21 protein-coding genes and 1 tRNA gene are annotated in these 23,961 nt (G+C 60.4%); 15 read left to right on the forward strand and 7 right to left on the reverse strand.

Annotated elements, in window-relative coordinates; genetic code table 11:
- Nucleotide 1: 1 nt before the first annotated feature.
- The 3 genes from PQQ96_RS30810 to selD form a co-directional block, all read right to left on the reverse strand.
- Nucleotides 2-1,057 carry a permease gene (locus PQQ96_RS30810; protein WP_408299593.1) on the reverse strand — a complete coding sequence of 352 codons (1,056 nt, stop codon included), beginning with the start codon at nt 1,055-1,057 and terminating at the stop codon, nt 2-4.
- A 28-nt stretch (nt 1,058-1,085) separates the two neighbouring features.
- Nucleotides 1,086-2,153, reverse strand: a complete 1,068-nt coding sequence (gene mnmH, locus PQQ96_RS30815; protein WP_408299595.1) for a tRNA 2-selenouridine(34) synthase MnmH — start codon at nt 2,151-2,153, stop codon at nt 1,086-1,088.
- A gap of 130 nt (nt 2,154-2,283) precedes the next feature.
- A complete protein-coding gene (selD, locus tag PQQ96_RS30820; RefSeq protein WP_408299597.1) occupies nt 2,284-3,348 on the reverse strand; it encodes a selenide, water dikinase SelD in 1,065 nt (354 codons plus the stop codon).
- 247 nt (nt 3,349-3,595) lie between these two features.
- Between selD and fdnG the strand changes: the two genes are divergently transcribed.
- The 9 genes from fdnG (at nt 3,596) to PQQ96_RS30865 (ending at nt 15,089) form a co-directional block, all read left to right on the forward strand.
- Entirely contained in the window at nt 3,596-6,664 is a 3,069-nt protein-coding gene (fdnG, locus tag PQQ96_RS30825; protein ID WP_408299599.1) for a formate dehydrogenase-N subunit alpha, read from the forward strand.
- A gap of 9 nt (nt 6,665-6,673) precedes the next feature.
- On the forward strand, nt 6,674-7,606 hold the full coding sequence (gene fdxH, locus PQQ96_RS30830; RefSeq protein WP_408299601.1) for a formate dehydrogenase subunit beta: 933 nt from the start codon (nt 6,674-6,676) through the stop codon (nt 7,604-7,606).
- Entirely contained in the window at nt 7,593-8,258 is a 666-nt protein-coding gene (locus tag PQQ96_RS30835) for a formate dehydrogenase subunit gamma (RefSeq protein WP_408299603.1), read from the forward strand. Before fdxH ends, PQQ96_RS30835 begins: the two co-directional genes overlap by 14 nt.
- Nucleotides 8,259-8,357: 99 nt before the next feature.
- Complete coding sequence (gene fdhE / locus PQQ96_RS30840; protein ID WP_408299605.1) at nt 8,358-9,353, forward strand: formate dehydrogenase accessory protein FdhE; 996 nt, start codon at nt 8,358-8,360, stop codon at nt 9,351-9,353.
- Nucleotides 9,354-9,369: 16 nt separating this feature from the next.
- Complete coding sequence (gene selA / locus PQQ96_RS30845; protein WP_408299607.1) at nt 9,370-10,800, forward strand: L-seryl-tRNA(Sec) selenium transferase; 1,431 nt, start codon at nt 9,370-9,372, stop codon at nt 10,798-10,800.
- A complete protein-coding gene (gene selB, locus PQQ96_RS30850) occupies nt 10,797-12,713 on the forward strand; it encodes a selenocysteine-specific translation elongation factor (protein WP_408299609.1) in 1,917 nt (638 codons plus the stop codon). Before selA ends, selB begins: the two co-directional genes overlap by 4 nt.
- 48 nt (nt 12,714-12,761) lie before the next feature.
- Nucleotides 12,762-12,857, forward strand: a tRNA-Sec gene (locus PQQ96_RS30855).
- A 164-nt stretch (nt 12,858-13,021) separates the two neighbouring features.
- Complete coding sequence (locus tag PQQ96_RS30860) at nt 13,022-14,275, forward strand: tyrosine-type recombinase/integrase (protein ID WP_408299611.1); 1,254 nt, start codon at nt 13,022-13,024, stop codon at nt 14,273-14,275.
- Nucleotides 14,276-14,729: 454 nt separating this feature from the next.
- On the forward strand, nt 14,730-15,089 hold the full coding sequence (locus PQQ96_RS30865; protein WP_408299613.1) for an alpha/beta hydrolase: 360 nt from the start codon (nt 14,730-14,732) through the stop codon (nt 15,087-15,089).
- A 103-nt stretch (nt 15,090-15,192) separates the two neighbouring features.
- Here PQQ96_RS30865 and PQQ96_RS30870 read toward each other — a convergent pair whose 3' ends face one another.
- The 3 genes from PQQ96_RS30870 to andR all read right to left on the reverse strand — a co-directional run bounded on the left by PQQ96_RS30870 (nt 15,193) and on the right by andR (nt 17,624).
- A complete protein-coding gene (locus PQQ96_RS30870; RefSeq protein WP_408299615.1) occupies nt 15,193-15,714 on the reverse strand; it encodes a helix-turn-helix transcriptional regulator in 522 nt (173 codons plus the stop codon).
- Entirely contained in the window at nt 15,596-16,129 is a 534-nt protein-coding gene (locus PQQ96_RS30875; protein WP_408299631.1) for an AraC-like ligand-binding domain-containing protein, read from the reverse strand. Before PQQ96_RS30875 ends, PQQ96_RS30870 begins: the two co-directional genes overlap by 119 nt.
- Before the next feature lie 376 nt (nt 16,130-16,505).
- Nucleotides 16,506-17,624, reverse strand: coding sequence for an anthranilate 1,2-dioxygenase regulatory protein AndR (andR, locus tag PQQ96_RS30880; protein ID WP_408299616.1), 1,119 nt, complete (start codon nt 17,622-17,624; stop codon nt 16,506-16,508).
- Between the two features lie 30 nt (nt 17,625-17,654).
- Here andR and andAc point away from each other — a divergent pair, with 30 nt between their 5' ends.
- The 4 genes from andAc to andAa are packed head-to-tail and all read left to right on the forward strand — an operon-like array spanning nt 17,655 to nt 20,956.
- Nucleotides 17,655-18,926, forward strand: coding sequence for an anthranilate 1,2-dioxygenase large subunit AndAc (gene andAc / locus PQQ96_RS30885; protein WP_408299618.1), 1,272 nt, complete (start codon nt 17,655-17,657; stop codon nt 18,924-18,926).
- A gap of 16 nt (nt 18,927-18,942) precedes the next feature.
- Nucleotides 18,943-19,416: an anthranilate 1,2-dioxygenase small subunit AndAd gene (gene andAd / locus PQQ96_RS30890; RefSeq protein ID WP_408299620.1), complete on the forward strand. Its 474-nt coding sequence runs from the start codon at nt 18,943-18,945 to the stop codon at nt 19,414-19,416.
- A 9-nt stretch (nt 19,417-19,425) separates the two neighbouring features.
- Nucleotides 19,426-19,749, forward strand: a complete 324-nt coding sequence (andAb, locus tag PQQ96_RS30895; RefSeq protein ID WP_408299622.1) for an anthranilate 1,2-dioxygenase ferredoxin subunit AndAb — start codon at nt 19,426-19,428, stop codon at nt 19,747-19,749.
- The gene (andAa, locus tag PQQ96_RS30900) at nt 19,739-20,956 is read left to right on the forward strand and encodes an anthranilate 1,2-dioxygenase system ferredoxin--NAD(+) reductase (protein ID WP_408299624.1); all 1,218 of its coding nucleotides are present in this window, start codon (nt 19,739-19,741) and stop codon (nt 20,954-20,956) included. Before andAb ends, andAa begins: the two co-directional genes overlap by 11 nt.
- A gap of 25 nt (nt 20,957-20,981) precedes the next feature.
- Here the strand turns inward: andAa and PQQ96_RS30905 are convergent, their stop codons facing one another.
- Nucleotides 20,982-21,884 carry a LysR family transcriptional regulator gene (locus tag PQQ96_RS30905; RefSeq protein WP_408299626.1) on the reverse strand — a complete coding sequence of 301 codons (903 nt, stop codon included), beginning with the start codon at nt 21,882-21,884 and terminating at the stop codon, nt 20,982-20,984.
- Between the two features lie 52 nt (nt 21,885-21,936).
- Here PQQ96_RS30905 and PQQ96_RS30910 point away from each other — a divergent pair, with 52 nt between their 5' ends.
- Nucleotides 21,937-23,382 carry an MFS transporter gene (locus PQQ96_RS30910; protein WP_408299628.1) on the forward strand — a complete coding sequence of 482 codons (1,446 nt, stop codon included), beginning with the start codon at nt 21,937-21,939 and terminating at the stop codon, nt 23,380-23,382.
- Nucleotides 23,364-23,961 (forward strand): DUF2817 domain-containing protein (locus tag PQQ96_RS30915; protein WP_408299630.1); only part of this gene is annotated, 598 nt, incomplete at its 3' end. The genes PQQ96_RS30910 and PQQ96_RS30915, both read left to right, overlap by 19 nt.

Raw genomic sequence — 23,961 nt, forward strand, 5'->3', positions numbered from 1 at the left:
TTTAAAACCCCAATGCTATAGCCAGTAATCCGCTGACCACGCCACACACCACCACCGCCAGCGCGACCACGGTCAACACGCGCTTCGGAAACGAACGCCCGAGCATGGCAATCGACGGCACGCTGATGAGCGGCAGCGTCATCAGCAATGCGCCGGCCGGCCCGGCGGCCATGCTGAAGGAGAGCATGGCTTGAATGATCGGCACTTCGCCCGCGGTCGGAATCACGAACAACGTCCCGGCGATCGCTAAAGCGACGATCCACAGCAGGCTGTTGTCGATGCTGGGCCCGATGTGCGGAAACAGCCATGCCCGCGCCGCGCCGAGAATCAGCACCAGCACAATGTATTCAGGAATCAGCCGCACTGTCATGGTTCCGAGGATTTTCACCCAGCGCGTGAACGCGGTGCCAGGATCGTCGCTGGAGACCAGTTGCGCCATCGCTTCGCGCGATGCTTCGGCTTCTTTCGGCGTGACCATGCGGTTCACCAGATAGCCGAGTCCGAACACCATCACGAGGCCCAGGGCGAGCCGCAGGCCCATCCATTGCCAGCCGAGCACGAAGCCCATAAAGATCAGCGTGGCCGGGTTAAGCGCGGTATTACCCAGCCAGAATGCGATCGCCGCACCCGGTGCTGCCTGACGGGCACGCAAGCCAGCCACGACCGGCGCCGCGCAGCACGTGCACATCATGCCCGGCAACGACATCAGGCCGCCCTTCACGACGCTGCTGAAGTCGCTCCGGCCGAGCGCGCGCGCGACCCACTGCGGCGGAATCAGCGCCTGCACCGCCGAGCCCAGCAGAAGGCCCAGCACCATGGCTTGCCAGATCGCCTTGCCGTAGGCCAGCGCATAGTCGATGGCTGCCTGCCACGAGGCCGCCGGCGCGCTCGACGACGTCCCCATCAGGATGGACTTGCCGATGGAATGCTGGCTCGCGGCGACGAAGGCGCGGTTGTAGTACGGGAACCACTTCACATAGAAGAGGCCCACCACAGCGATCAGTAGAAACACGATCCAGCCAAGGGCGACACGGGGCTGCCGAAGGGTTGATTGCATGATGAGTGGTCTTATCTTTAGTTTCGAATCAGAGGGTGGCGAGCGCGTTGTTATCGAGTTGAGCGAGGAGTGCTTTGGCCTGCTCAACGACATCGGCATCGTTGGGCCGAAAATTCATCTGCAACGCGCGCGGCAACTGCACGAAATGCTGATGGCTGCTGCGCGCATACGCCGGATCATAGTGCCGTTCGATCAACTCACGCGCGAGTTCGGCCCGGCTATTTGCATCGACGAGGTGTTGCCAGCCCGTGACACGCTCCCGGCTATGCAGACCGATCATCTTCTGCAATTGCCCTTTCAGCGCCTCAGGATCGTCGAACAGATGCGCATAGTCGTGCAGCAGGAACGCCGCGCGGTCTTCGTGGCTCGATAGCACTTCGACGCAGGCGCCCTGATGGAACGTTTCTATGAGCGCGAGCGGCAGCGCAATCGAACCGATCCGCCGGCTCTCCGCTTCGACGAATACCGGCCGCTTGGGGTCGAACCCGCGCAGGGCGGTCACCAGCAACGTGTCGAAGCGTTTCTGCGACGGCTGCGCCACGCCCGCCCATGCGCCCAGCAGTGAGCCGCGATGGGCCGCCAGTGCTTCGAGGTCCAGCGTTTGCGCGCCTGCTTTGTTCAACGCTTCGAGCAGGCGCGTCTTGCCGCTGCCTGTCGGGCCCACCAGCGCGATGTAGTTAAACGTCTTCGGCAACGAATTAAGGGTGTCCAGCGTCGCGCGCCGGTAGCCTTTATAGCCGCCGTCCAGCTGACGTGCCGGCCAGCCGATCATATTGAAGAGCGTCGTGACCGAACCCGAGCGTTTCCCGCCGCGCCAGCAGTAGATCAATGGCCGCCAGTTGCGCGGCCGGTCGGCGAACGTGGTTTCCAGGTGATGCGCGCTGTTGCGCGCAACCAGCGCCGCGCCGATCCGTGTGCCTTCGAACGGCGAGACCTGCTTGTAAGTCGTGCCAACCAGCACACGCTCTTCGTTGCTCAGCACAGGTGCATTGAGCGCGCCGGGAATGTGGTCTTCGGCGAATTCGAGCGGCGTGCGTACGTCGATGATTTCGTCGAAATCACCGATTTGATCGAGGCTGACTAGTAGATTTTTCAAGGGGTTACGGACGAAACGAACCGGCGGGAGGAGCGAAATTATCGCATGCGCCGTCAATACCGGCTGGCGAGCCGTTTAGCCCTGCTTCCGGGCCCTACGCCTCGCATTGCCCCTAAAACCCACCCACGCCTCAGATAACTTCGACCCGCCGTTCTCCACTGACCATTTCGCCGATCACGCGTGCGTCGTCGAAACCGTCGGCACGGAACAGGGCGAGTACCTCGTCAACCGCTTCCGGCGCGCACGAAACCAGCAGACCGCCCGAGGTTTGCGGATCGGTGAGCAGGGTGCGGGCCGTCGACGGCAATGAGGCCGGCAACACGATGTCCTGGCCGTAAGCGTCCCAGTTACGCCCCGAAGCGCCTGTAAAAATGCCGGCCTCCGCGAAGGTGACCACGTCCGGCAGCCAGGGCAGATCCGCATAGCGCACGCGGGCAGTCAGATTCGAACCGCGGGCCAGTTCCAGCGTATGGCCCAGCAAGCCAAAACCGGTGATGTCCGTGAGAGCATGCACGCCATCGAGTGTGGATAGCGCCGTGCCCGGCCGGTTGAGCTTGGTCGTGGCCGCGATCATCGCGGCATAACCGTTTGAATCGAGGCGATCTTTTTTCAACGCCGCCGACAGCACGCCCACGCCCAGCGGTTTGCCGAGGATCAGCACGTCGCCCGCCCGCGCACCGGCATTGCGTTTGACGCGCCGTGGATCGACCACGCCGATCGCAACCAGGCCGTAAATGGGTTCGACCGAATCGATCGAATGGCCGCCGGCGAGGGGGATGCCGGCTTCGGCGCAGACGGACTCGCCGCCCTTGAGCACCGCCGCGATCACGTCATGCGGCAGCACATTGATCGGCATGCCGACGATCGCCAGCGCCATGATCGGCTTGCCGCCCATTGCGTAGACGTCGGACAGCGCATTGGTTGCGGCGATGCGGCCGAAGTCGAACGGGTCGTCGACGATCGGCATGAAGAAGTCGGTGGTGGCGACGATGGCCTGCTCGTCGTTGAGCCTGTAGACGGCAGCGTCGTCGGCGGTGTCGTTGCCGACCAGCAGGTCGGGAAAGAACGGCAACGGTGCGCTGCGCTTGAGCAGATCGGCAAGCAGGCCGGGGGCGATTTTGCAGCCGCAGCCTCCGCCGTGCGACAGGCTGGTCAGGCGGGGCGACTGAATGGTGTTTGCGGTGGTATCGGTCATGGGTGCGGATTTCCGGCTCTGAATCACGACATTATGATGGTTGTTCCGGCTCGGCGTAGGCACGACGGGCGCGCGCCGCATGGGGCCGTTGCAGCAGCAATCCGTGAGGCCCGGTTAAAAGAGCCCCTACGGAGGCGCATCGCTTCGTTGCCGCATTTGTCGGACAAAGGGTTGCACCCCTGGCTGCAAGACTCTATTTGGGGTCCTATAATCAAATACAGTACCCCACAATAGCCGAGGCGATCACATGTCTCACATGTCCCGGCGACAATTTCTGAAGGTTTCCGCCACCACGCTCGCCGGATCAAGTTTGGCCCTCATGGGTTTCTCTCCGGCCCCCGCGCTAGCCGAAGTCCGTCAGTACAAACTGTCGCGTACTACTGAAACCCGCAATACCTGCCCGTACTGTTCGGTGGGCTGCGGCATCCTGATGTATGGACTTGGCGACAATGCCAAGAACGCAAAATCCAGCATCATCCATATCGAAGGCGATCCCGACCATCCGGTGAATCGCGGCACCTTGTGTCCGAAGGGCGCGAGCCTGATCGACTTCATCCACAGTCCGAGCCGTCTGAAGTATCCGGAGTACCGCGCGGCGGGATCGAACGAATGGAAGCGGGTTTCCTGGGAAGACGCGCTCGATCGTATCGCCAAACTCATGAAGGAAGATCGCGACGCCAATTTCGTCGAGACGACGGAAGACGGCAAAAAGGTCAACCGCTGGCTGACCACCGGCATGCTCGCGGCATCGGCCGGTAGCAATGAAGTGGGATATTTGACGCACAAGACTGTCCGCAGTCTTGGCATGCTCGCATTCGATAATCAGGCACGTGTCTGACATGGCCCGACGGTGGCAGGTCTTGCCCCGACGTTTGGCCGTGGAGCGATGACGAACCATTGGGTCGACATCAAGAACGCGGATGTGATTCTGGTGATGGGCGGCAATGCGGCCGAGGCGCACCCGTGCGGTTTCAAGTGGGTCACGGAAGCGAAGGCGCACCGCAAGGCAAGATTGATCGTGGTCGATCCGCGCTTTACGCGTACGGCATCGGTCGCGGACTATTACGCGCAGATCCGGACCGGCTCGGACATTGTGTTCCTGGGCGGGGTGATCAACTATCTGCTCACCAACGACAAGATTCAGCACGAGTACGTCAGGAACTACACGGACATGCCATTCATTGTTCGTGAGGACTTCTCGTTTACGGACGGTCTGTATTCCGGCTATAACGCGGACCAGCGCGACTACGACAAGACTTCGTGGGACTACGAACGCGGTGACGACGGCTTCGCCAAGGTCGATCCGACGCTGCAGGACCCGCGCTGCGTTTATCAGCTGATGAAGCAGCATTACTCGCGCTATACGCCCGAGCAGGTCGAGAAAGTCTGCGGCACGCCGAAGGAGAAATTCCTGAAGGTCTGCGAAATGCTGGCATCGACGGCTGTTCCGGGGCGCGCCGGCACGATCCTGTATGCGCTCGGCTGGACGCATCACTCGGTGGGCTCGCAAATCATCCGCACCGGCGCGATGGTGCAATTGCTGCTGGGCAACATCGGCATTGCCGGCGGCGGCATGAATGCGCTGCGTGGCCACTCGAACATTCAGGGCTTGACTGACCTGGGCCTGATGTCGAACCTGTTGCCGGGCTACATGACCTTGCCGATGGAAGCCGAACAGGACTTCGACGCGTACATTGCCAAGCGTGCGACCCAGCCGCTGCGGCCGAACCAGCTCAGCTACTGGCGCAACTATCGCGCCTTCCACGTCAGTTTCATGAAGTCGTGGTGGGGCGATAACGCGACCGCCGAGAACAACTTCGGCTACGACTATCTGCCGAAGCTCGATAAGTCATACGACATGCTGCAGGTCTTCGAGCTGATGAATCAAGGCAAGATGACCGGCTACATCGCGCAGGGTTTCAACCCGCTTGCCGCGGCGCCGAACAAGGCGAAGATCGGTGCGAGCCTGGCCAGGCTGAAGTGGCTTGTCATCATGGATCCGCTCGCCACCGAAACCTCCGAGTTCTGGAAGAATTTCGGCGAGTTCAACGACGTCGATCCGTCGACGATCCAGACGGAGGTGTTCCGTCTGCCGACCACGTGTTTTGCGGAAGAGCGCGGCTCGCTGGTCAGCTCCAGCCGCGTGCTGCAGTGGCACTGGCAGGGCGCGGACGGCCCGGGCGAATCGAAGAGCGACCTGGAGATCATGTCGGGGCTCTGGCTGCGCATGCGCAAGGCTTATAAAGAGAACGGCGGCAAGTATCCCGATCCGATTCTCAACATGAGCTGGCCGTATTCGGACCCGGAAAGCCCGACGCCTGAAGAAATTGCCATGGAGTTCAACGGCAAGGCGCTCGCCGACCTGACTGACGCCACCGACAAAACCAAGCTGCTCGCCAAAAAGGGCGAGCAGCTCGCGGGCTTCGCGCAGCTTCGGGACGACGGCAGCACGGCAAGCGGCTGCTGGATCTTCTGCGGTGCGTGGACCCAGGCGGGCAACCAGATGGGCCGCCGCGACAACTCCGACCCGACCGGCATCGGCAATACGCTGAACTGGGCGTGGGCGTGGCCCGCGAACCGACGGATTCTGTACAACCGTGCTTCGTGCGACGTCAGCGGCAAGCCCTTCGACCCCACGCGCAAGCTGATCGCGTGGAACGGTACGGCGTGGACCGGACCGGATATTCCCGACTTCAAGATCGACGAACAGCCGGAGAACGGCATGAATCCGTTCATCATGAATCCGGAGGGCGTGGCGCGCTTCTTCGCGCGCGATGGTCTCGTGGAAGGTCCGTTCCCCGAGCACTACGAACCGTTCGAAACGCCACTCGGTTACAACCCGCTGCATCCGGACAACAAGGCGGTCGTAAGCAATCCGGCGGCGCGCGTGTTCCCGGACGATCGGGCCGCGTTTGGCACGCACGAGAACTTCCCGCATACGGCCACCACCTATCGTCTGACCGAGCATTTCCACTACTGGACTAAGCACGCGCGTTTGAACGCGATCATCCAGCCGCAACAGTTCGTGGAGATCGGCGAGGATCTGGCGAAGGAAGTGGGCGTGGTCGCAGGGGATCGCGTGAAGGTGTCGTCCAATCGCGGGCACATCATCGCCGTGGCGCTCGTTACCAAGCGGATCAAACCGCTCATGATCGAAGGAAAAAAGGTCCAGACAGTAGGGTTGCCGTTGCATTGGGGCTTCAAGGGACTCGCCAAGCCGGGCTATCTCGTCAATACGCTGACGCCTTCCGTGGGCGACGGGAATTCGCAAACACCGGAATTCAAGTCGTTCCTGGTTAAAGTCGAAAAGGCATAGGGGAAAGAGATGGCACTGCAATCACTGGACATCAAACGTCTCTCCGCCACGACCTTGCCGGAGCCGCAGGTGCGCGAACCGGTCACGGGCACCGTCGCCAAGCTCATCGATGTGTCGAAGTGCATTGGCTGCAAGGCATGTCAGACGGCCTGTATGGAGTGGAACGATCTGCGCGATGAAATCGGCACGACGACCGGCATCTATGACAACCCGCGCGATCTGTCAGAGCATTCGTGGACGGTCATGCGGTTCTCGGAGTACGAGAACACCGAGGGCGATCTCGAATGGCTGATCCGCAAGGACGGCTGCATGCACTGCGAGGATCCGGGCTGCCTGAAGGCGTGTCCTTCGCCGGGCGCGATCGTGCAGTACACGAACGGCATCGTGGATTTTCATGAGGAAAACTGCATTGGCTGCGGCTATTGCATAACCGGTTGCCCGTTCAACGTGCCGCGCATTTCGAAGAAGGACCACCGCGCGTACAAGTGCACGCTGTGTTCGGACCGGGTGGCTGTCGGTCAGGAACCGGCGTGCGTGAAGACCTGCCCGACCGGCGCGATCATGTTCGGCACCAAAGAAGACATGAAGCAGCAAGCGGCGGATCGGATTGTCGATCTGAAGGAGCGCGGTTTCCAGAACGCCGGTTTGTACGATCCTGCCGGCGTGGGTGGCACGCACGTGATGTACGTACTGCATCACGCCGACAAAGCCAACCTGTACCACGGTTTGCCGCAGAATCCGAAGATCAGCGTGATGGTTTACCTGTGGAAGGGGCTGGCGAAACCGCTGGCGCTCGCAGGTATCGCGTTTGCTGCGCTGGCCGGGTTCTTCCACTACACGCGCGTCGGTCCGAACGAGGTGACGGAGGCGGAAGAGGCCGAAGCACAGCATGAAGCTGACGAAGCACGCCGTTCGCGGGAGGCATCCGATGAAGCACGCTGAAAACCATGAAGACGTTGTGCTGAAAGACGTGAAGGGCAATAGTCTGATCCAGCGCTACACGCCGAATGAACGGACGAATCACTGGATCACCGCCATCACGTTCGTGTTGCTGGCGCTCTCCGGCCTCGCCATGTTTCATCCGGCCATGTCGTGGCTCTACGCGATCTTCGGCGGCGGGCAATGGACGCGAATTCTGCATCCGTTCGTCGGTTGCGTGATGTTCCTGTCGTTTCTGATTCTTGCGTTGCGCTTCTGGCACCACAATTATCTCGACCGCGCGGACATCCAGTGGATGAAGCAGATCGGCGACGTGCTCAACAATCGCGAGGACAAGCTCCCCGCGATCGGAAAGTACAACGCCGGTCAAAAGCTGCTATTTTTTACTATGGTGATGTGCCTGCTGCTGTTGCTGGCGAGTGGCATTGTGATCTGGCGGCGCTATTTCTCGTTCTATTTCCCGATCGAGATCGTCCGCCTTGCGGCGCTGGTTCATGCTGCGGCTGCGTTTGTGCTGATCGTCGGTATCGTCGTGCATATTTATGCGGCGTTGTGGATCAAGGGCTCGATTGGCGCGATGACACGCGGTACCGTGACATACGGCTGGGCGAGAAAGCATCATCCGAACTGGTTCAAGGAAATAATCGACAAGTAACGCGGCGCGGATTGAAGCGCACCGTGCCCGAGCCGCCGCTCCTGTTCGATGAACTGCGGCGGCTCTTCAGTTTTGGCGCAATTGTCAGAGGTTGATACTTTGGTTCAACGCATTCTCGAAGCCGGCGATATCGAGTCGCTCGATCACACGGCGATCCCCCGCATCCGTACGCCGGAACGGCTGGCGGTCTTTTCGGCGCGCGCCGCGCGCCTGCGTCAACTGGCGGCGCTCAACAATCCGATCGCCGGCTATTTGCGCCTGATGGCTGTGCTGGCGGACGCGCAGCAAGCCGTGATCACCGGCTTTAAAGCGAAGCCGCCCAGCGCCGAATTGATCGCGAGCGCGCAACAGCATTCCATGCCACTGATTCCGGCGCTCGCCGGTGTGCGCGATCCGGCGTGGCACGACGTTTTGCTGCAATTGGTCGACAAGGTGCAAGCCGCCGGCCCGCTTACTCCGCAGCTCGAAGCGCTCCTCGCCAGACTGCGAACGCTCGATCAAGTCACGCTGGACAGCCAGGCCGATGCGATTTTCGCGCAGCGTTTCGAGGAAGTCGATCCGGCGAGCGCGCCGTTCATCGTGGCCGCGCTGCAAGTGGTCTGGACCGACCTTGCCGCCGATATCGACAAGCGCGACGTGCCGTACATCGAGACGCTCGGCCTGTGTCCGGTATGCGGATCGCATCCGGTGGCGAGCGTGGTTCGCGTGGGCGGCGTGTATGACAATTACCGCTACCTGCAATGCGGTTTGTGTGCGACGGAGTGGCACATGGTCCGCGCAAAATGCTCGAACTGCGATTCGACCAAAGGCATTGCCTACCATGCCATCGGCTCGCAGGACGCCGACGAGGCCACCCGGGAAGCCGAGTCGAAGAATGCAGCCTTGAAGGCGGAGTCGTGCGACGAATGCCATACTTACCGAAAGATCGGCATTCAGTCGAAGGACTACGATTTCGAACCGTTCGCGGACGATCTCGCCAGTCTCACCCTGGACCTGCTGATGGGGGCGGAAGGTTACCGGCGCGCGTCGCCGCATCCGTGGCTATGGCCGGAGCAGGCCGGCAGTGCGGTTGAGTCTTCCGGCGAGTCCGACTGAGAAAGAGGATTACCTCGTGAGCGATGTAACCGGCTCTGAATTGCGGGCGCTGATGGCGCGGGTGCCGTCGGTGGAAAAAGTGATGGCGTCGGCGGAGTTTGCTCCGCTTCTGGGCGAATTTGGCCGCACGCAGGTTTTGAATGCGCTGCGTCACGCACTTGACAGTTGGCGCGCCAGCGCGCAGTCCGGCGATGCGTCGGTGAGTGCGCTCGATGTCGCCCAACTACAGGGTTCGGTCGGGGCTGCGCTGCGCCAGCGCAACGAGGCCCGCTTGCGCAGCGTCTTCAATCTGACTGGCACCGTGCTGCATACCAACCTCGGCCGCGCACTGCTGCCGGACGAAGCGGTGCAGGCCGTGATGAAGGCCCTTACACAGCCGGCCAATCTCGAGTTCGATCTCATCACGGGCAAACGCGGTGACCGTGACGATCTGATCGACGAACTCATCTGCGAACTGACCGGCGCCGAAGCGGCCACCGTGGTCAACAACAACGCTGCGGCGGTGTTGCTCACGTTGTCCGCTTTGGCGTCGAAGAAAGAAGTGATCGTGTCGCGTGGCGAGCTGGTTGAAATCGGCGGCGCGTTTCGCATTCCCGACATCATGAGCCGCGCGGGCGCCAAGCTGCGCGAAGTTGGCACCACCAACCGCACGCATCTGAAGGATTACGACGAAGCCATCGGCGCGCAAACCGCGCTGCTGATGAAAGTCCACGCGAGCAATTACGCGATCAACGGGTTCACCAAAGAGGTCGGGGTCAATGCCATCGCGGCCCTTGCCCACGCGCGCGGTTTTGCCGTTGCCGTGGACCTCGGCAGCGGAACACTAGTCGATCTGACGCAATGGGGCTTGCCGCGCGAGACGACGGTGCGCGAAACCGTCGAAGCCGGCGCCGACCTTGTCACGTTCAGCGGGGACAAGTTGCTTGGCGGTCCGCAAGCCGGCTTGATCGTAGGCCGGCGCGATCTGATTGCGAAGATCAAGAAGCATCCGCTCAAGCGAGCACTGCGGGTTGGCAAACTGACGCTGGCGGCGCTGGAGCCCGTGCTGCAGATGTATCGCGCGCCGGAAATGCTTGCGGAACGGTTGACTACGCTGCGTTTGCTCACGCGCCCGTGTGACGATGTTCGGCTCACCGCGGAGCGGGTACAGCCTGCGTTGCAGCGTGCGGTCGGCGAACGCTACGCAGTGGTAGCCGAGCCGATGTTCAGCCAGATTGGCAGCGGCGCGTTGCCCGTCGATGTGCTGCCGAGCTACGGCCTTGTTATCAGAACTGCCGACGGCAAACGCGGTGGCCGTCAATTGCTGGCGCTCGAGAAGCGCTTGCGCGAGATGGCGCGGCCGGTCATCGGCCGTATCGCGGACGATGCATTGCGTCTCGATCTGCGCTGTCTCGAAGCCGCCGATGAGGCGCAATTGATTGAGCAACTGAAGGACATGCAGGCATGATCGTAGGTACGGCCGGACATATCGACCACGGCAAAACGAGTCTGGTGAGAGCGCTATCGGGCGTCGACACGGATCGTCTGAAGGAAGAAAAGGCGCGCGGCATTTCGATCGAGCTGGGCTATGCGTATGTGCCGCTCGGCAACGGTGACGTGCTCGGCCTGATCGACGTGCCGGGCCACGAAAAACTTGTCCATACGATGACCGCGGGTGCAAGCGGGATCGATTTCGCTCTGCTCGTGATCGCCGCGGACGACGGCGTGATGCCGCAAACGCGCGAACATCTGGCGATTGTCGAACTACTTGGCATCAAGCGCGGTGCGATAGCGCTGACAAAGATAGATCGTGTTGATGCTGAGCGTCTGAGCGAAGTGCGTGGCGAGGTCACAGCGTTTCTGAGCGGCAGTGTGCTGCAGGACGCGCCGGTGTTCGATACCAACGCGCTAAGTGACGATGATCCTGGTGTGACCGCACTGAAGGCGCATTTGCACACGGCGGCAGCAGCGTGGCGCATGAAGCGCGACGACGGCCTGTTCCGTCTCGCGGTCGACCGGGTCTTCACGCTCGCGGGCCAGGGCACGATCGTGACAGGGACCGTGGTGTCAGGACGCGTGACGGTGGGCGACACGATGCTGCTCGCGCCGAAGAATCAACCGGTGCGCGTGCGTAGCATTCATGCGCAGAATCGTCCGGCCGAGACCGGACGGGCAGGCGAGCGCTGCGCGTTGAACCTTGCGGGCATCGAGAAGAGCGCCATCGACCGCGGCGACTGGATTGTCGATCCACGTCTGTCGCAAGCCTCGGAACGTATTGACGTCATGCTGACGCTGCTCGCCGATGCACCGTTGGCGCTGGAGCATTGGGCGCCGCTGCATGTGCATCTGGGCACACAGCATCAGGTGGCGCACGTGGCGCTGCTCGATGGCGAGACGCTTGGCGCAGGTCAGTCGGCGCGCGTGCAACTCGTGTTCGAACGGCCGGTGTGTGCGCTTCCTGGCGACCGTTTTGTGGTGCGCAATGCGCAGGCTAATCGCACGGTTGGAGGTGGTCACGTGCTCGATCCGTTTGCGCCTTCGCGCAAGCGTCGCTCGGTTGAGCGGCTGGCGTGGCTCGATGCGATTCAGATCATGCTCGATACCGGCGCGCTGGATTCGCTCCTGGCAAGGGCTCCGCATGGGCTGTCACGTTCGTTGCTGGAAAGGCTGACGGGCATGCAGGCGGCCGTGCTCGAGTTGCCGCCTCACACGCGTATCGTGGAGCTTCCCGGAGGTAATGACGCGTTGCTGATCACAGATGCGTCATGGCAGGCGCTGGCTGCACAGATGACTACGACGCTGAAGCAGTACCACGAACGCTCGCCGGACGAACTGGGCCCCGATGTGTCGCGCTTGCGGCGGATCGCAACGCCGCTCGTCGACGACACGCTATGGCGTGCGCTAGTCGACGATGCGGCGGCGCGCGGCGAGATTGTCAGGCGCGGGCCGTGGTTGCATCTGCCGGACCACGCGGTGACGCTCGACGACGCTGACCGCGCACTCGCGGCGGTGCTGTTGCCGTCGCTGAAAGAGGGGCGTTTCGATCCGCCCTGGGTGCGAGATCTGGCAAACGTGCATGGCGTATCCGAAGACCGCGTGCGGCAGTTGCTCCGCAAACTCGCGCGACAGGGCGAGCTTTTTCAGGTTGTGCGCGACCTCTTTTATCACCATGACGTGATTCGTGAGCTGGCTTTGATTGCGGGTTCCGAAGCGCAGAAGAATGTGGGTACGGTAGCGGCTGCGCCGTTTCGCGATGTCACCGGTCTTGGGCGAAAGCGCGCGATTCAGCTTTTGGAGTTCTTTGACCGCGTTGGATATACTCGCTTTCACCGTGGTCTGCATTTGATGCGCACGGATACGCGTTGGCTCGATTTGCTTTGATTCAGCGGTCGAGTTGCAATGCAACGTTTGAATAGTTTAATCACCGTAGGAAGGCATTCGTATCCGGTGGTGCGGCTGGGCTTCAAACCCAGTTGAGGGCGTCAGACGCGCTCAGGTCGGTTCGACTCCGGCTGCCTTCCGCCAGTCAAGGCTTCCCGGTCATTCCGATATCTTCCGCAGACGTCCTGTAGATCGCTGATTTCAAAGCGGTTTATGGGTAACGACGTGCTTGCTGCTTCCATCAAGGTCCCGCACAATTTCCGCATGAAGTATGGGTAGGAAGATGGGTACGTGGGTAGGAGGGAATAATGTCAGGACGACAGTTGCACCGGCTCAGCGCATTGCGGGTCGCGAAGGAGGTGGCCCCGGGCCATTACGCCGACGGCGGTGGCCTCTACATGCAGATCGCGGACAGTGGCGCTCGCTCGTGGGTATTCCGTTTCAAACTCAACGGGCGCGTGCGGGAGATGGGCCTCGGTCCGGTCTCGCGAGTCTCGCTTGGCGAGGCGCGAAAACTGGCCGCCGGATACCGTGACATGGTCAGAGACCTGATTGATCCCATCCTTGCGCGGCGGGAGCAGCAGCGTAGACAGTTGCTCGATATCTCGTCGGATGCCAACGTGACGTTCCGTGAGGCGGCCGAAGCGTACATCCGGGCACGGGAACCTGAGTGGCGCAATCGCAAGCATGTCCAGCAGTGGGGCAACACGCTCAAAACGTACGCGTATCCCGTGATCGGCGAGGTCCGGGTGCGCGACATTGACACCGCGATGATCGTGCGAATTCTCCAACCGATCTGGACGAAAAAGGCGGAGACCGCGCGCCGGGTGCGTGGCCGAATCAAGGCAATCCTCGACGCGGAGGCAGTGATGGGCCACCGCACCGGCAGCAACCCGGCACGGTACGTTGACCATCTGCAACTCGTGTTACCGCGGTCCAGGAAACGCTCGCAGGTGAGACACCACCCCGCGCTGCCCTGGGAAGAGTTACCGGCGTTCATCCGCGAACTGGAGCAACGTCCGCGGCGTGCGGCACGGGTATTGCACCTGCTGATCCTCACGGCGACCCGTACGAACGAGGTGCGCTTTGCACGGCCCGAGGAATTTGATCTGGACAACCGTACCTGGTCAATTCCTGGCGAACGTACCAAAAGTGGCCGGCCGCTTCGCGTGCCGCTTTGTGAACGGGCCGTCGACATAGTGCGCAGCGCGCTGCCCAAGGCGAGATACGGGTATCTGTTCCCGGGCTGCAAGGAAGGGCACCCATTGTCGAACATGGCGATGCTGATTCTGCTGAAACGCATGTCGCGGCATGGGATCACCGTGCATGGTTTCCGGTCAACGTTCCGCGACTGGGTGGCCGAATGCACGGAATATCCGGATTCGCTAGCGGAAGAAGCCCTGGCTCACATCATCGCTTCGCAGACGGTGGCGGCCTACCGGCGTCGCGACCAGCTTGAGCGTCGGCGCCTGATGATGGACGACTGGGGAAGGTATTGCGGCAAAGAGCAGGAGAGCGTTATGTCAGTGGCATCGGCTGCACAACAAGCATTCGCTGCATAGTTTTTGAACGCGCGGAAAACCGCACGAAATGGGGCAGACATTGATTGGTTCACTTGCGCGAACCACGGCGATATGTTGATTGCGTCACGGTGACCTCCGTCTCAGCTAGCGATGGCGGTTGAACCCCGCAGAGTCCAGGCTCTGCGGGGTTCTGTTTTTCCATGGCCTGAACAGCGACCATCAAATCAACAGAGGATTCTCGGGGACGTTCCTGGGAAAGTCGGGCTGCTATCTTCGGCTTGCGGTGTCTGTCTTCTGCGAACACGAATCTCATTCAGGTCGGCAGCAAACTGCCGCAGTTCATGGCTGATTTTGGTAGCTGGTTTATAGTTAGGTATCCAGATCGATAACTAACCCGTGCCGAAGTCGTTATGGATGTGGTCTGGAGGCATCGTGTCAACGAAACGAGAACGGTGCTCTTCCGAATCCCTGTCTGAATCGTCCGCTTCTAATTGTGCTTTTTAGTCATCGATTCGTTTCGGCCACACTGACGACTATAGGATCTGCCGATCATTTGGCAGCGCGAAGAGCCTTCCGTTTCATCGCCAAAGCGCTACGGGACGGCGGAATTGACACGATTTTGGTTAATTATCCATTGTGTCCGGCGGTTCAGGTGACCCATATCGTCGATTCGTGCTGCCTCGCGCTGCAAGTCGTTGCGCAACATACTGCGAATCGAACGGGGGAAGTAAAGCCGGTGGTACTGGCAGGGCACTCAGCCGGTGCGCAGATTGCGATTGAGGTCGTATTCCGACTTTTGCAGGAAGATCAGTCTCTGTTCAGAATCCCGACCATGACCACTTCAGCATTCTGACTGAATTCGCGAAACCCGATGGTGCACTCGTGCAGGCTTGCCACGCGCTGATTTCCACGGGGCAATAGGATCGGGGCGCTTCTGCGGGCAGTAGTGTATTTTTCTATCCGGGCTGCCTGCCGTTGGATCTCATTTGCGAAGGTGTGACCCCAAAGCGGTGTTTGAACGCATGGTTGAAATGTGTAACGTCGTTGAACCCGCAAAAATATGCAATGGTCGAAATCTGACCGTTGTACGATGCCGTCAACTGACGTGCAGCGATCTCGAGCCTTTCCGAAAGGAGGAGTTCGGTAAAGTTGCTCTGCAGTTCCTGCAGGAGTTTTTGGACCCGTCGTCGAGACATGTTCAAGTCGCCTGCTACTGTCGCCAATGACAGATCCGCCTTGCAGGCATGTCGTCGAATATAGCGAATCACTGCTTCGCGCTGCAATTCGCGTGGCGATGCGTCGGATGTTTGCTGACCTGATGTGATCTTCAATAAATTGCAGATATTCTCGACCAGGAGTTCAACATTGTTGTGCTCGATAGTTTGTTGAGCGGACGAAAGAGCCGACAGATACGAACCTAGAATAGAGGCAAACGGACCGCTTGGCCTCGTCACCAGGGTGTGCCAACGTAGCAACATCTTTGGCCGGCAGATTGGCAATAACGCGGCGAACTTCTCCCGGGAACCGAACTGTCATCGGTCGCCGTCCATCGAGGATCGCAACTTCCCCGGGCTGGAGCAGAAACTGTCTCCCCTCCTGGGTGACTTGCGCTTCTCCCTCGATTTGCCAGCTCACCAAATATCCCGACGCTCCAGCGCTGCCGAATGTCTCGCGTCGGCCATAAATTTCGTGAGACTTCGACCAAAACGACGTACAACTGACGTTGCCATGACGGCGAGCTGAAATCTGGGCCGCAAAGTCATTCGGCGAAGCGTTCTCTACAGAGACGCTATGAATCATTCTGCAGATGAATTCGCGCCAAGAATCGGCCTTGCCGGCATCGGTACGATGTCCGTTGAGAGGCTGAGTAGTTCCATGGCCGCGACTCCGCATTCGGACGAGGATGACAGCGAAAACTGTACCGAGCCGAAATACGGTCTGCAATGTTAAAAAAGGCGCGCAGCAAGCGCAATGATCGGTACGCAGGATGCGTCGTTGCGTCCCATGCGCCCGCGAGAACGGGCTGTCCGGTTGTATACGCGAGAAATCGACGTCTTGCGTTCGATCAGCCGAGGTACCTGCAACAAGTATGCGGAACGGGAACTTGATTTGAGACCGAGCACTCCGCGCACGCACATAGAAAGAGTGTTTCGCAAGTGTCGACGTGCGCTGCTGCAACGCTGAAGGCCTCGTCGCTCGGATTGCTGTAGGTCGTGCCTGGAGAAAAGGTGCGTCAAGAAGTACTCGAAGAAGCGGGAGAATGTAGCCGTTAGCGTGGCTGACCGCGCCGCCGCGTTTCCGACGGGAGTTCGCCAAAGCGGTCGCGATAGCCTTGCGCAAACCGGCCGAGGTGCGCAAAGCCGCAATCCAGCGCGATCGTCGCGACGCGCAGGTCGGAAGTGCTTTCACGGATGATCTGACGCGCGCGGTCAAGACGCATCTGTCGCAACAGGCTGATAGGGCTCGTATGACGAAAGCGCAGAAACCCCTCGGAAAGCGTTCTCACCGGCACGCCCGCTGCGCTTGCAATTTCCGACAACTGTATTGGCGTGGCGAGGTTGGCTGCCATGAACTCTTCGGCCCGGCGAACGAACTGGGGAGCGATCGACGACCGGGGCGATACTCCATGCCCCGCGTCATGACCGCACAACAGACTGACCAGCAGCGATTCGACGTGTGCGCCTACGGTCGGGTTATGGGCGGCAATATTCAGGAGGTCGTCAGAACTCGCGACCAGTTTCAATTGCTCTTTCCACGCGCGCATCGGGCCACTCGCCAGCGATACAGACGTTTCCGCGCCAATGATGGATGCAGCGTCGTCGCTGAGCGAGGCCGGGTCGATCCGCATGATTAACTGCTCGCAATCGGGCGACAGCAGAGCGCTAAAAGGTTCCCCGGGTGCGCGAATGACGGCACGCTGGTCGTCCACGATAATCGTCCTGCCTGCCGCGCGGACCTCGGCATGGCCGGCGACGCAAAGCATCATCAGAAAGTATCCGTCAACGGCTTCGACATCCACCTGTATGGCGGCTCCGAAGCTGATCGTGCCAATGCCGAGTCTTCCGATCCGCACGAAATCCATGTGAGAACGACTGTGCGTATTTCCCCGCGGTAGCAGCGAATGCGGCTGCATGACCCGCGAAATCAGTTCACGAGTCTCGTCGAGGTCGGCCGATTCAAACAGCCGGTGGCGTCGCAATGCGGAGAGCCGAAGATCGGATCTCATGATTCTTTTGGCGCGTTCGTGCGCGGACTCGACAATACCTGTCCATCGATCATAAAGCTGCCTGAATTGGATATAGGGGGCGCGTTCGGCCACAAACGGATAGACCCAACATTTTTCACCTCCAAGAATGACCCCGCAACGCAGCAACGATTTCGTTGCCACAAAGCGTCCCCACAATGCGGAGAAAATAACATGGAAATGGTCGAATCGCCTGTGACCTTCAGGAACACGCTGGACAGCGACATGGTGCAGTTCCCGCGCGACGACGGTTCGCGCGTGCCCTATAAGGTATTCAGCTCGCAGGCGGTGTACGAGCGTGAGCAGGAGCGCATCTTTCGTGGTCCGACGTGGAACTTCGTCGCGCTCGACGCGGAGATTCCGAATGCGGGCGATTTCAAGAGCACGTTCGTTGGCGATACGCCCGTCGTCGTCACGCGCACCGAGGACGGTTCGCTTTCGGCATGGGTCAACCGTTGCGCGCATCGCGGTGCATCGGTGTGCCGCAAGGCGCGTGGTAACGCCACATCGCATACCTGCGTGTATCACCAGTGGAGCTTCGACAACAGCGGCAATCTGCTGGGCGTGCCGTTTCGGCGTGGCCAGAAAGGCATGATGGGTATGCCGCCCGATTTTGACCCAAAGCAACACAGCCTGCGCAAGCTGCGCGTAGAGAGCTATCGCGGCCTCGTCTTCGCGAGCTTCAGCGACGTGGTTGCCCCGCTGCCTGAATATCTTGGCGCAGAAATGCGCCCGTGGATCGACCGTATCTTTCACAAGCCGGTCGAGTACCTCGGCTGCACGCGGCAGTATTCGAAATCCAACTGGAAGCTGTATATGGAGAACGTGAAGGACCCGTATCACGCGAGCATGCTGCATCTGTTCCATACGACCTTCAACATTTTCCGCGTCGGCATGAAGGCGCGCTCGATTCCCGATGCGACGCACGGCCTGCACAGCATCATCACGGTGACGAAGACGGGCGAGGACACCTCGGCGGCCTACAAGCAGCAACAGATCCGCTCGTTCGATGAAGGCTTCGCCCTCGAAGACGATTCGATTCTGGGTCTCGTGTCCGAATACGACGAGGACACCACCAACCATATTCAGCCGATCTTTCCGCAACTGGTGATCCAGCAGATTCATAACACGCTGGTCGCGCGTCAGCTCCTGCCTAAAGGCCCGGATAGCTTCGAACTAATCTTCCATTTCTTCGGCTATACCGACGATACGCCTGAATTGCGCAAGTTGCGCATCAAGCAGGCCAACCTGGTCGGGCCGGCGGGCTATATCTCGATGGAAGACACGGAAGCCACCGAACTCGTGCAACGCGGAACGGTGCGCGATGCAGACGCGACGTCGGTGATCGAGATGTCGCGCAGCAACCCGGACCAGCAGGATACGGCGATCACGGAAAGTCTGATTCGCCGCTTCTGGGTGGGTTATCAGAAGCTGATGGGCTATTGAAGAAAAGGACACAAAAATGGATCAGATGAAGCTTTGGTTCGAAGTGAACATGCTGCAGAACCAGTACATCAGCAATCTCGACAACGACCGGCTCGAAGCGTGGCCGACCCTCTTTACCGAAGATTGTCTGTACGAGATCGTGCCGAAAGAGAACGAGGATATGGGACTGCCGATTGGCATCATTTATTGCACGAACCAGAAGATGCTGCGCGATCGTGTCGTGTCGCTACGCCACGCAAACATCTTCGAGGCGCATACCTACCGACACATGACTTCGGGCCTGACCATCACGAGCGAACAGGACGGCGTGATTGAAACCGAGAGCAGCTATGTCGTGGTGCAGACGCGCTCAAACGGCGAGTCAGACGTGTATCAGGCAGGCAAGTACTACGACCGTATCGTGCGCACGCCGGACGGGCTGCGCTATCGCAGCAAGCGGGTGGTGTATGACACGTCACGCGTGCAGACGCTGTTGGCGACGCCGATCTAAGGGGTGGACATGGAACAGGCAATTGATAACTGGCAGACCATCGGCACGCTCGATGACTTTACTGAAGGGGAACCCGCGGCCGTCATCGCGGGCGAGCGGCAAATCGCCGTGTTCCGCATGGGCGACGAAGTGTTTGCATTGAACGATCTGTGCACGCACGGCCATGCGCGTCTGTCGGACGGTTATGTGGAAGACGGTTGCGTCGAATGTCCGCTGCATCAGGGCCTCGTCGATATCCGCACGGGTGTGCCGCGTTGCGCGCCCATCACGGAAGCGGTGCGTGCGTTCCCGATCCGGATCGTCGATGCGCGGGTGGAAGTCAATGTCCAATGAACGACATGTGATTGTCGGCGCCGGCCATGCGGCGCGGCGGGCGGCGGAGACGCTGCGCGCGCTGAATGCGGACGTGCAAATCGTGATGATCGGCGACGAGCCGCATGCGCCGTACGACCGTCCCGCGCTGTCGAAAGACGCGCTGATGTCCGAGGACGGCGAGCGGAAGGCTTTTATCCGGCCGCATGACTGGTACGCGGCGCATCGTATCGATTTGAGTTTGTCCACGACGGTAACCGAAGTCGATCGGCGGCGCGCATGCGTGCGGCTGCACGACGGTAGCGAAATCGGCTACGACAGACTGCTGCTGGCTACGGGGTCGCGCGTGCGCCGTTTCAGTGGCCCCGTGGACCCACGTGTGCCACTGCACTATGTGCGCACACTTGCCGACGCACGGGCATTGCGCGCCGTTCTCGCGCCGGGCAAGCGCGTCGCGATCCTCGGTGGCGGCTTCATAGGGCTCGAAGTAGCCGCCGCGGCGACTCAGGCCGGCTGCAAGACGACCGTGATCGAGCCGGCACCTGCACTGCTGCAGCGCGCGCTGCCCGATAGCGTGGCGCAACACATCGCCGCGCTTCATGAGCGCAATGGTGTCGACCTGCGTCTTGGCACGATGCCCCATGCGATCTGCTGCGGAAACGGGAGCGCGTCAATCGAGACGGATGCAGGCGCCGTGGCTGCGGATGTCGTCGTCGCCGGCATTGGTGTCCTGCCGAACGTCGAGCTCGCTGAGGCCTGTGAGCTTGAAGTTCGCAATGGCATCGTGGTCGATGAGCAGTGCCGTACAAACGACCCAGCGATCTTCGCCGCGGGCGAAGTCACGATGCACGCCAATCCGTTGCTTGGTCGCAGCGTCAGAATCGAATCATGGCAGGTGGCAGAGAACCAGCCCGTCGTTGCTGCAGAAAACATGCTGGGAGGCCGCGCGATATACGCGGAGTTGCCGTGGCTATGGTCTGATCAGTTCGACTGCAATGTTCAGACGCTGGGTATCATCGAGGCGCAGCATCGTCTCGTTACGCGCGGAGATCTCGCCAGCGGCTCGTTCTGTGTCATGGCGCTGGACGAAATCGGGTGTATGAAAGCTGCGATTTCCGTCAATTCAGGACGTGATATCGGCGCGTGCAGGCGACTAATCGCGAGCGGCACGGCAATGGACGAAGTGCGACTCAGCGACGCGTCCGTCTCGCTGCGCTCGCTCCTGTGACGGCGTCCTGGGCGCTACAGCGACACTATCCCACCACATCCGATGAGACCTCAAGGATGCATTCGATAAACTGCAAGGCAGCGGGGGTAAGCCGGCTATCCCTGCGATAAATCACGCGCATCTGCAGAGGCCGAAAGCTTTCTTCCAAGTCTAGGCGCCGAATGCCATAGCGTTTAAAGGCCAACTTCGCCAGGGGTTCGGCGAAGCAGCCAACAAGATCCATCTGGCTCATCAGTGCCAACCCCGCGTTGACTGATTCACCCAGCATGATTCGCGCCGGAACTGGCAGTCCCAGCGACGTGAATCCTGATTCCAATGCGACGTTTTTGTAGTTTCCATCGCCAGGCAGTATCCATTCCGCGTCGAGAAGTGGGCCGCGCAGAGAACGCTGGTCTCTGAGCGGATGCCGATTACGTAGGCCGATCACGAGTGGAACAGGGAAGAGCGGCAAGCTTTCAAATTCAGGACCCAGGCTTCCCTCGCTAACGTGCGTGATGGCCAGATCAAGCTGCGCTTCGCGCAGTCGCGCAAGCATCACCGAAAATGTCGGCTCGCTGAAGTACATGGTCACAGCGGGCCGCCGCGCACGCAACGCTTTGAATGCAGGCACGAGCAGTGTTTCCGCGAACCACGGGCTGACCCCGATCCGCACCCCGCCGATGGCTCCGTCGCGCAACTGTGCAATTTCCTCGCGTGCCCGATTCATATCGTCAAGGAGCCGGCGCGCGCGCGGTGCAAAGGCAGCTCCGAACTCGGTAAGTTGCACACCCTTCACGCTGCGTTCGATCAATGGAGCCCCGACCTCACGCTCAAGCTCGCGCACGGTCTTGGTCACGGCCGGCGGCGAGACGCCGAGCTCGCGCGCCGCGCCGCGAATACTCATCTGAGTGCTGACTGCGAGGAAGGCGTGGAGCTGATTCGGTTTCATAAATGTCCGTGTTTCGGGGTGGAAACTTTATGGCAACACAAGGGAAAAAAATTTGTCTTTTCGGATTATATACGGCTACCTACGATGGCCGCCAATGACAGACAACCCTACATTGGGAGGCATCCGAAGCATGACTTCATATACACGGAAGGCTTTAAGCCGCCGTAAGACTATTGTCGCGATCACTGTCGGGAACGCGTTGGAGTTTTTCGACTTCACCGTCTACGGCTTTCTCGCCCTGGTGATCGGCAAAGTATTCTTTCCAACATTCAATTCGTATGGACAACTGCTGCTGACGGTCGCCAGCTTCGGCGTCGGCTTTGTCATGCGTCCGATCGGTGCGGTCGTGATCGGCTCCTATGCCGATCGCGCTGGCCGCAAGAGCGCGATGACACTGACGATCGCACTGATGGCGCTGGGCTGCGGGATCATCGCGATGACACCGGCATACGCTGAGATCGGTATCGCCGCACCGCTACTGATCGTTGCGGCGCGCCTGATCCAGGGGTTCTCCGCAGGCGGCGAGGTCGGCGCATCCACCACCATGCTGATCGAGCACGCGAACCCGGGAAACCGTGCCTATATGGCAAGTTGGCAGCTCGCCAGCCAGGGTCTGGGCATCCTGACGGGCGCCCTGATGGTAGGTGCCCTGGAGTTCTCTCTTACACCGCAGGCCATGGAAAGCTGGGGCTGGCGCTTGCCGTTTTTCCTTGGGCTGCTGATCGCACCGGTCGGCGCGTACATCCGCAGTCAGCTCGAAGAGTCACTCTCCATTGAATCGTCCGGCCCGAGGGCGACGAAGTTGGCTCAGGAAAGCAGTTTGTCCGTGCTGTGCAGGCAACACGGAAAGGCGGTGCTTCTGGCCATGGCGCTCATGTCGGGCGGCACGACTGCCGCGTACGTTGTCGGTTTCTACATGCCGACCTACGCGATCCGGGAGCTTGGCATGTCGCCTCCCATTGCGCTTCTAGGCGCAGCCCTGACAGGCGCAATTACCTTCGCACTCGCGCCATTTGCAGGCAAGCTGGCCGACCGCGCGGGCCGCAAGCCGCCGATTGTCTGCTCCTATGTGGCGCTCGCGATTCTGATCTACCCGGCTTTTTTCTGGCTGCAAGCGTCACCTGTACCCGCGGTGCTTTTCAGTGTCGTTGCCCTGCTCAATGTCGCGGGGGCGTTCGGTGGTGCCCCGGCAATGACGATGTTGCCGGAGCTTTTCCCTCAGAGGGTGCGCGCCACCGGCATGTCATTGAGCTACGGCGTCGGCGTAACGGTATTCGGTGGCTTCGCGCCGTTCGTCTGCACGTGGCTGGTCAAGATCAGCGGTAACAAAATGGCGCCGGCCTGGTACCTGATAGCCATGATATGTCTCTCTCTGATCGGACTGCGGTATCTGAAGGACCGCACCGGTCAGAACATCGATCGCGCCGCCACGGCCGATTCCAACCATTCCGCCAACCTACCCACCTCTGAAACGAGCACATGGAACACACTACCGTAACTTACCATTTCTCCGGAACCTACGCTGAAGCACGCCGCAAATTCCTCGATGCAGTCGCGCATCCTGGCGCATCGAAAACCGAGGCGTTCGTGCTACCTGACTACCAGGGTGCCCTGGGTGAGGAACTTGCCGTCGACGTCGCGTACTTCGGCGCGCCGGACGCCAGCCGGTTGCTGATCCTGAGTTCTGGAACTCATGGGCCGGAGGGCTTTTCTGGATCGGGCTGCCAGATCGCCGCGTTGCATGACACTGAACTTCTGGCGCGACTCGCTCAGGCGAATATCGGTTTGCTGCTGATTCATGCCGTCAACCCCTATGGCTTTTCCCACTTGCAGCGTAGCAATCAGGACAACGTAGATCTGAACCGTAACCATGTCGACTTCGATATCCCCATTCCGCCCAACGACGTCTATGCGGGCTGGGACCGTCTGGCGATCCCGGCCTCCTGGCCTCCCACTCACGAGGAAGAGGCCGCTCTCGCCGCCTACATCCAACAGTACGGAGGGCCGCAAGCTTTTCGCAAAGCGATGGGTGGCCAGCAACATTGCGTGCCCGATGGGCTTTTCTACGGCGGACAGG

It is taken from the genome of Paraburkholderia sediminicola, from assembly GCF_046027825.1.
GTDB classification, from domain to species: Bacteria; Pseudomonadota; Gammaproteobacteria; order Burkholderiales; family Burkholderiaceae; genus Paraburkholderia; species Paraburkholderia sediminicola_D.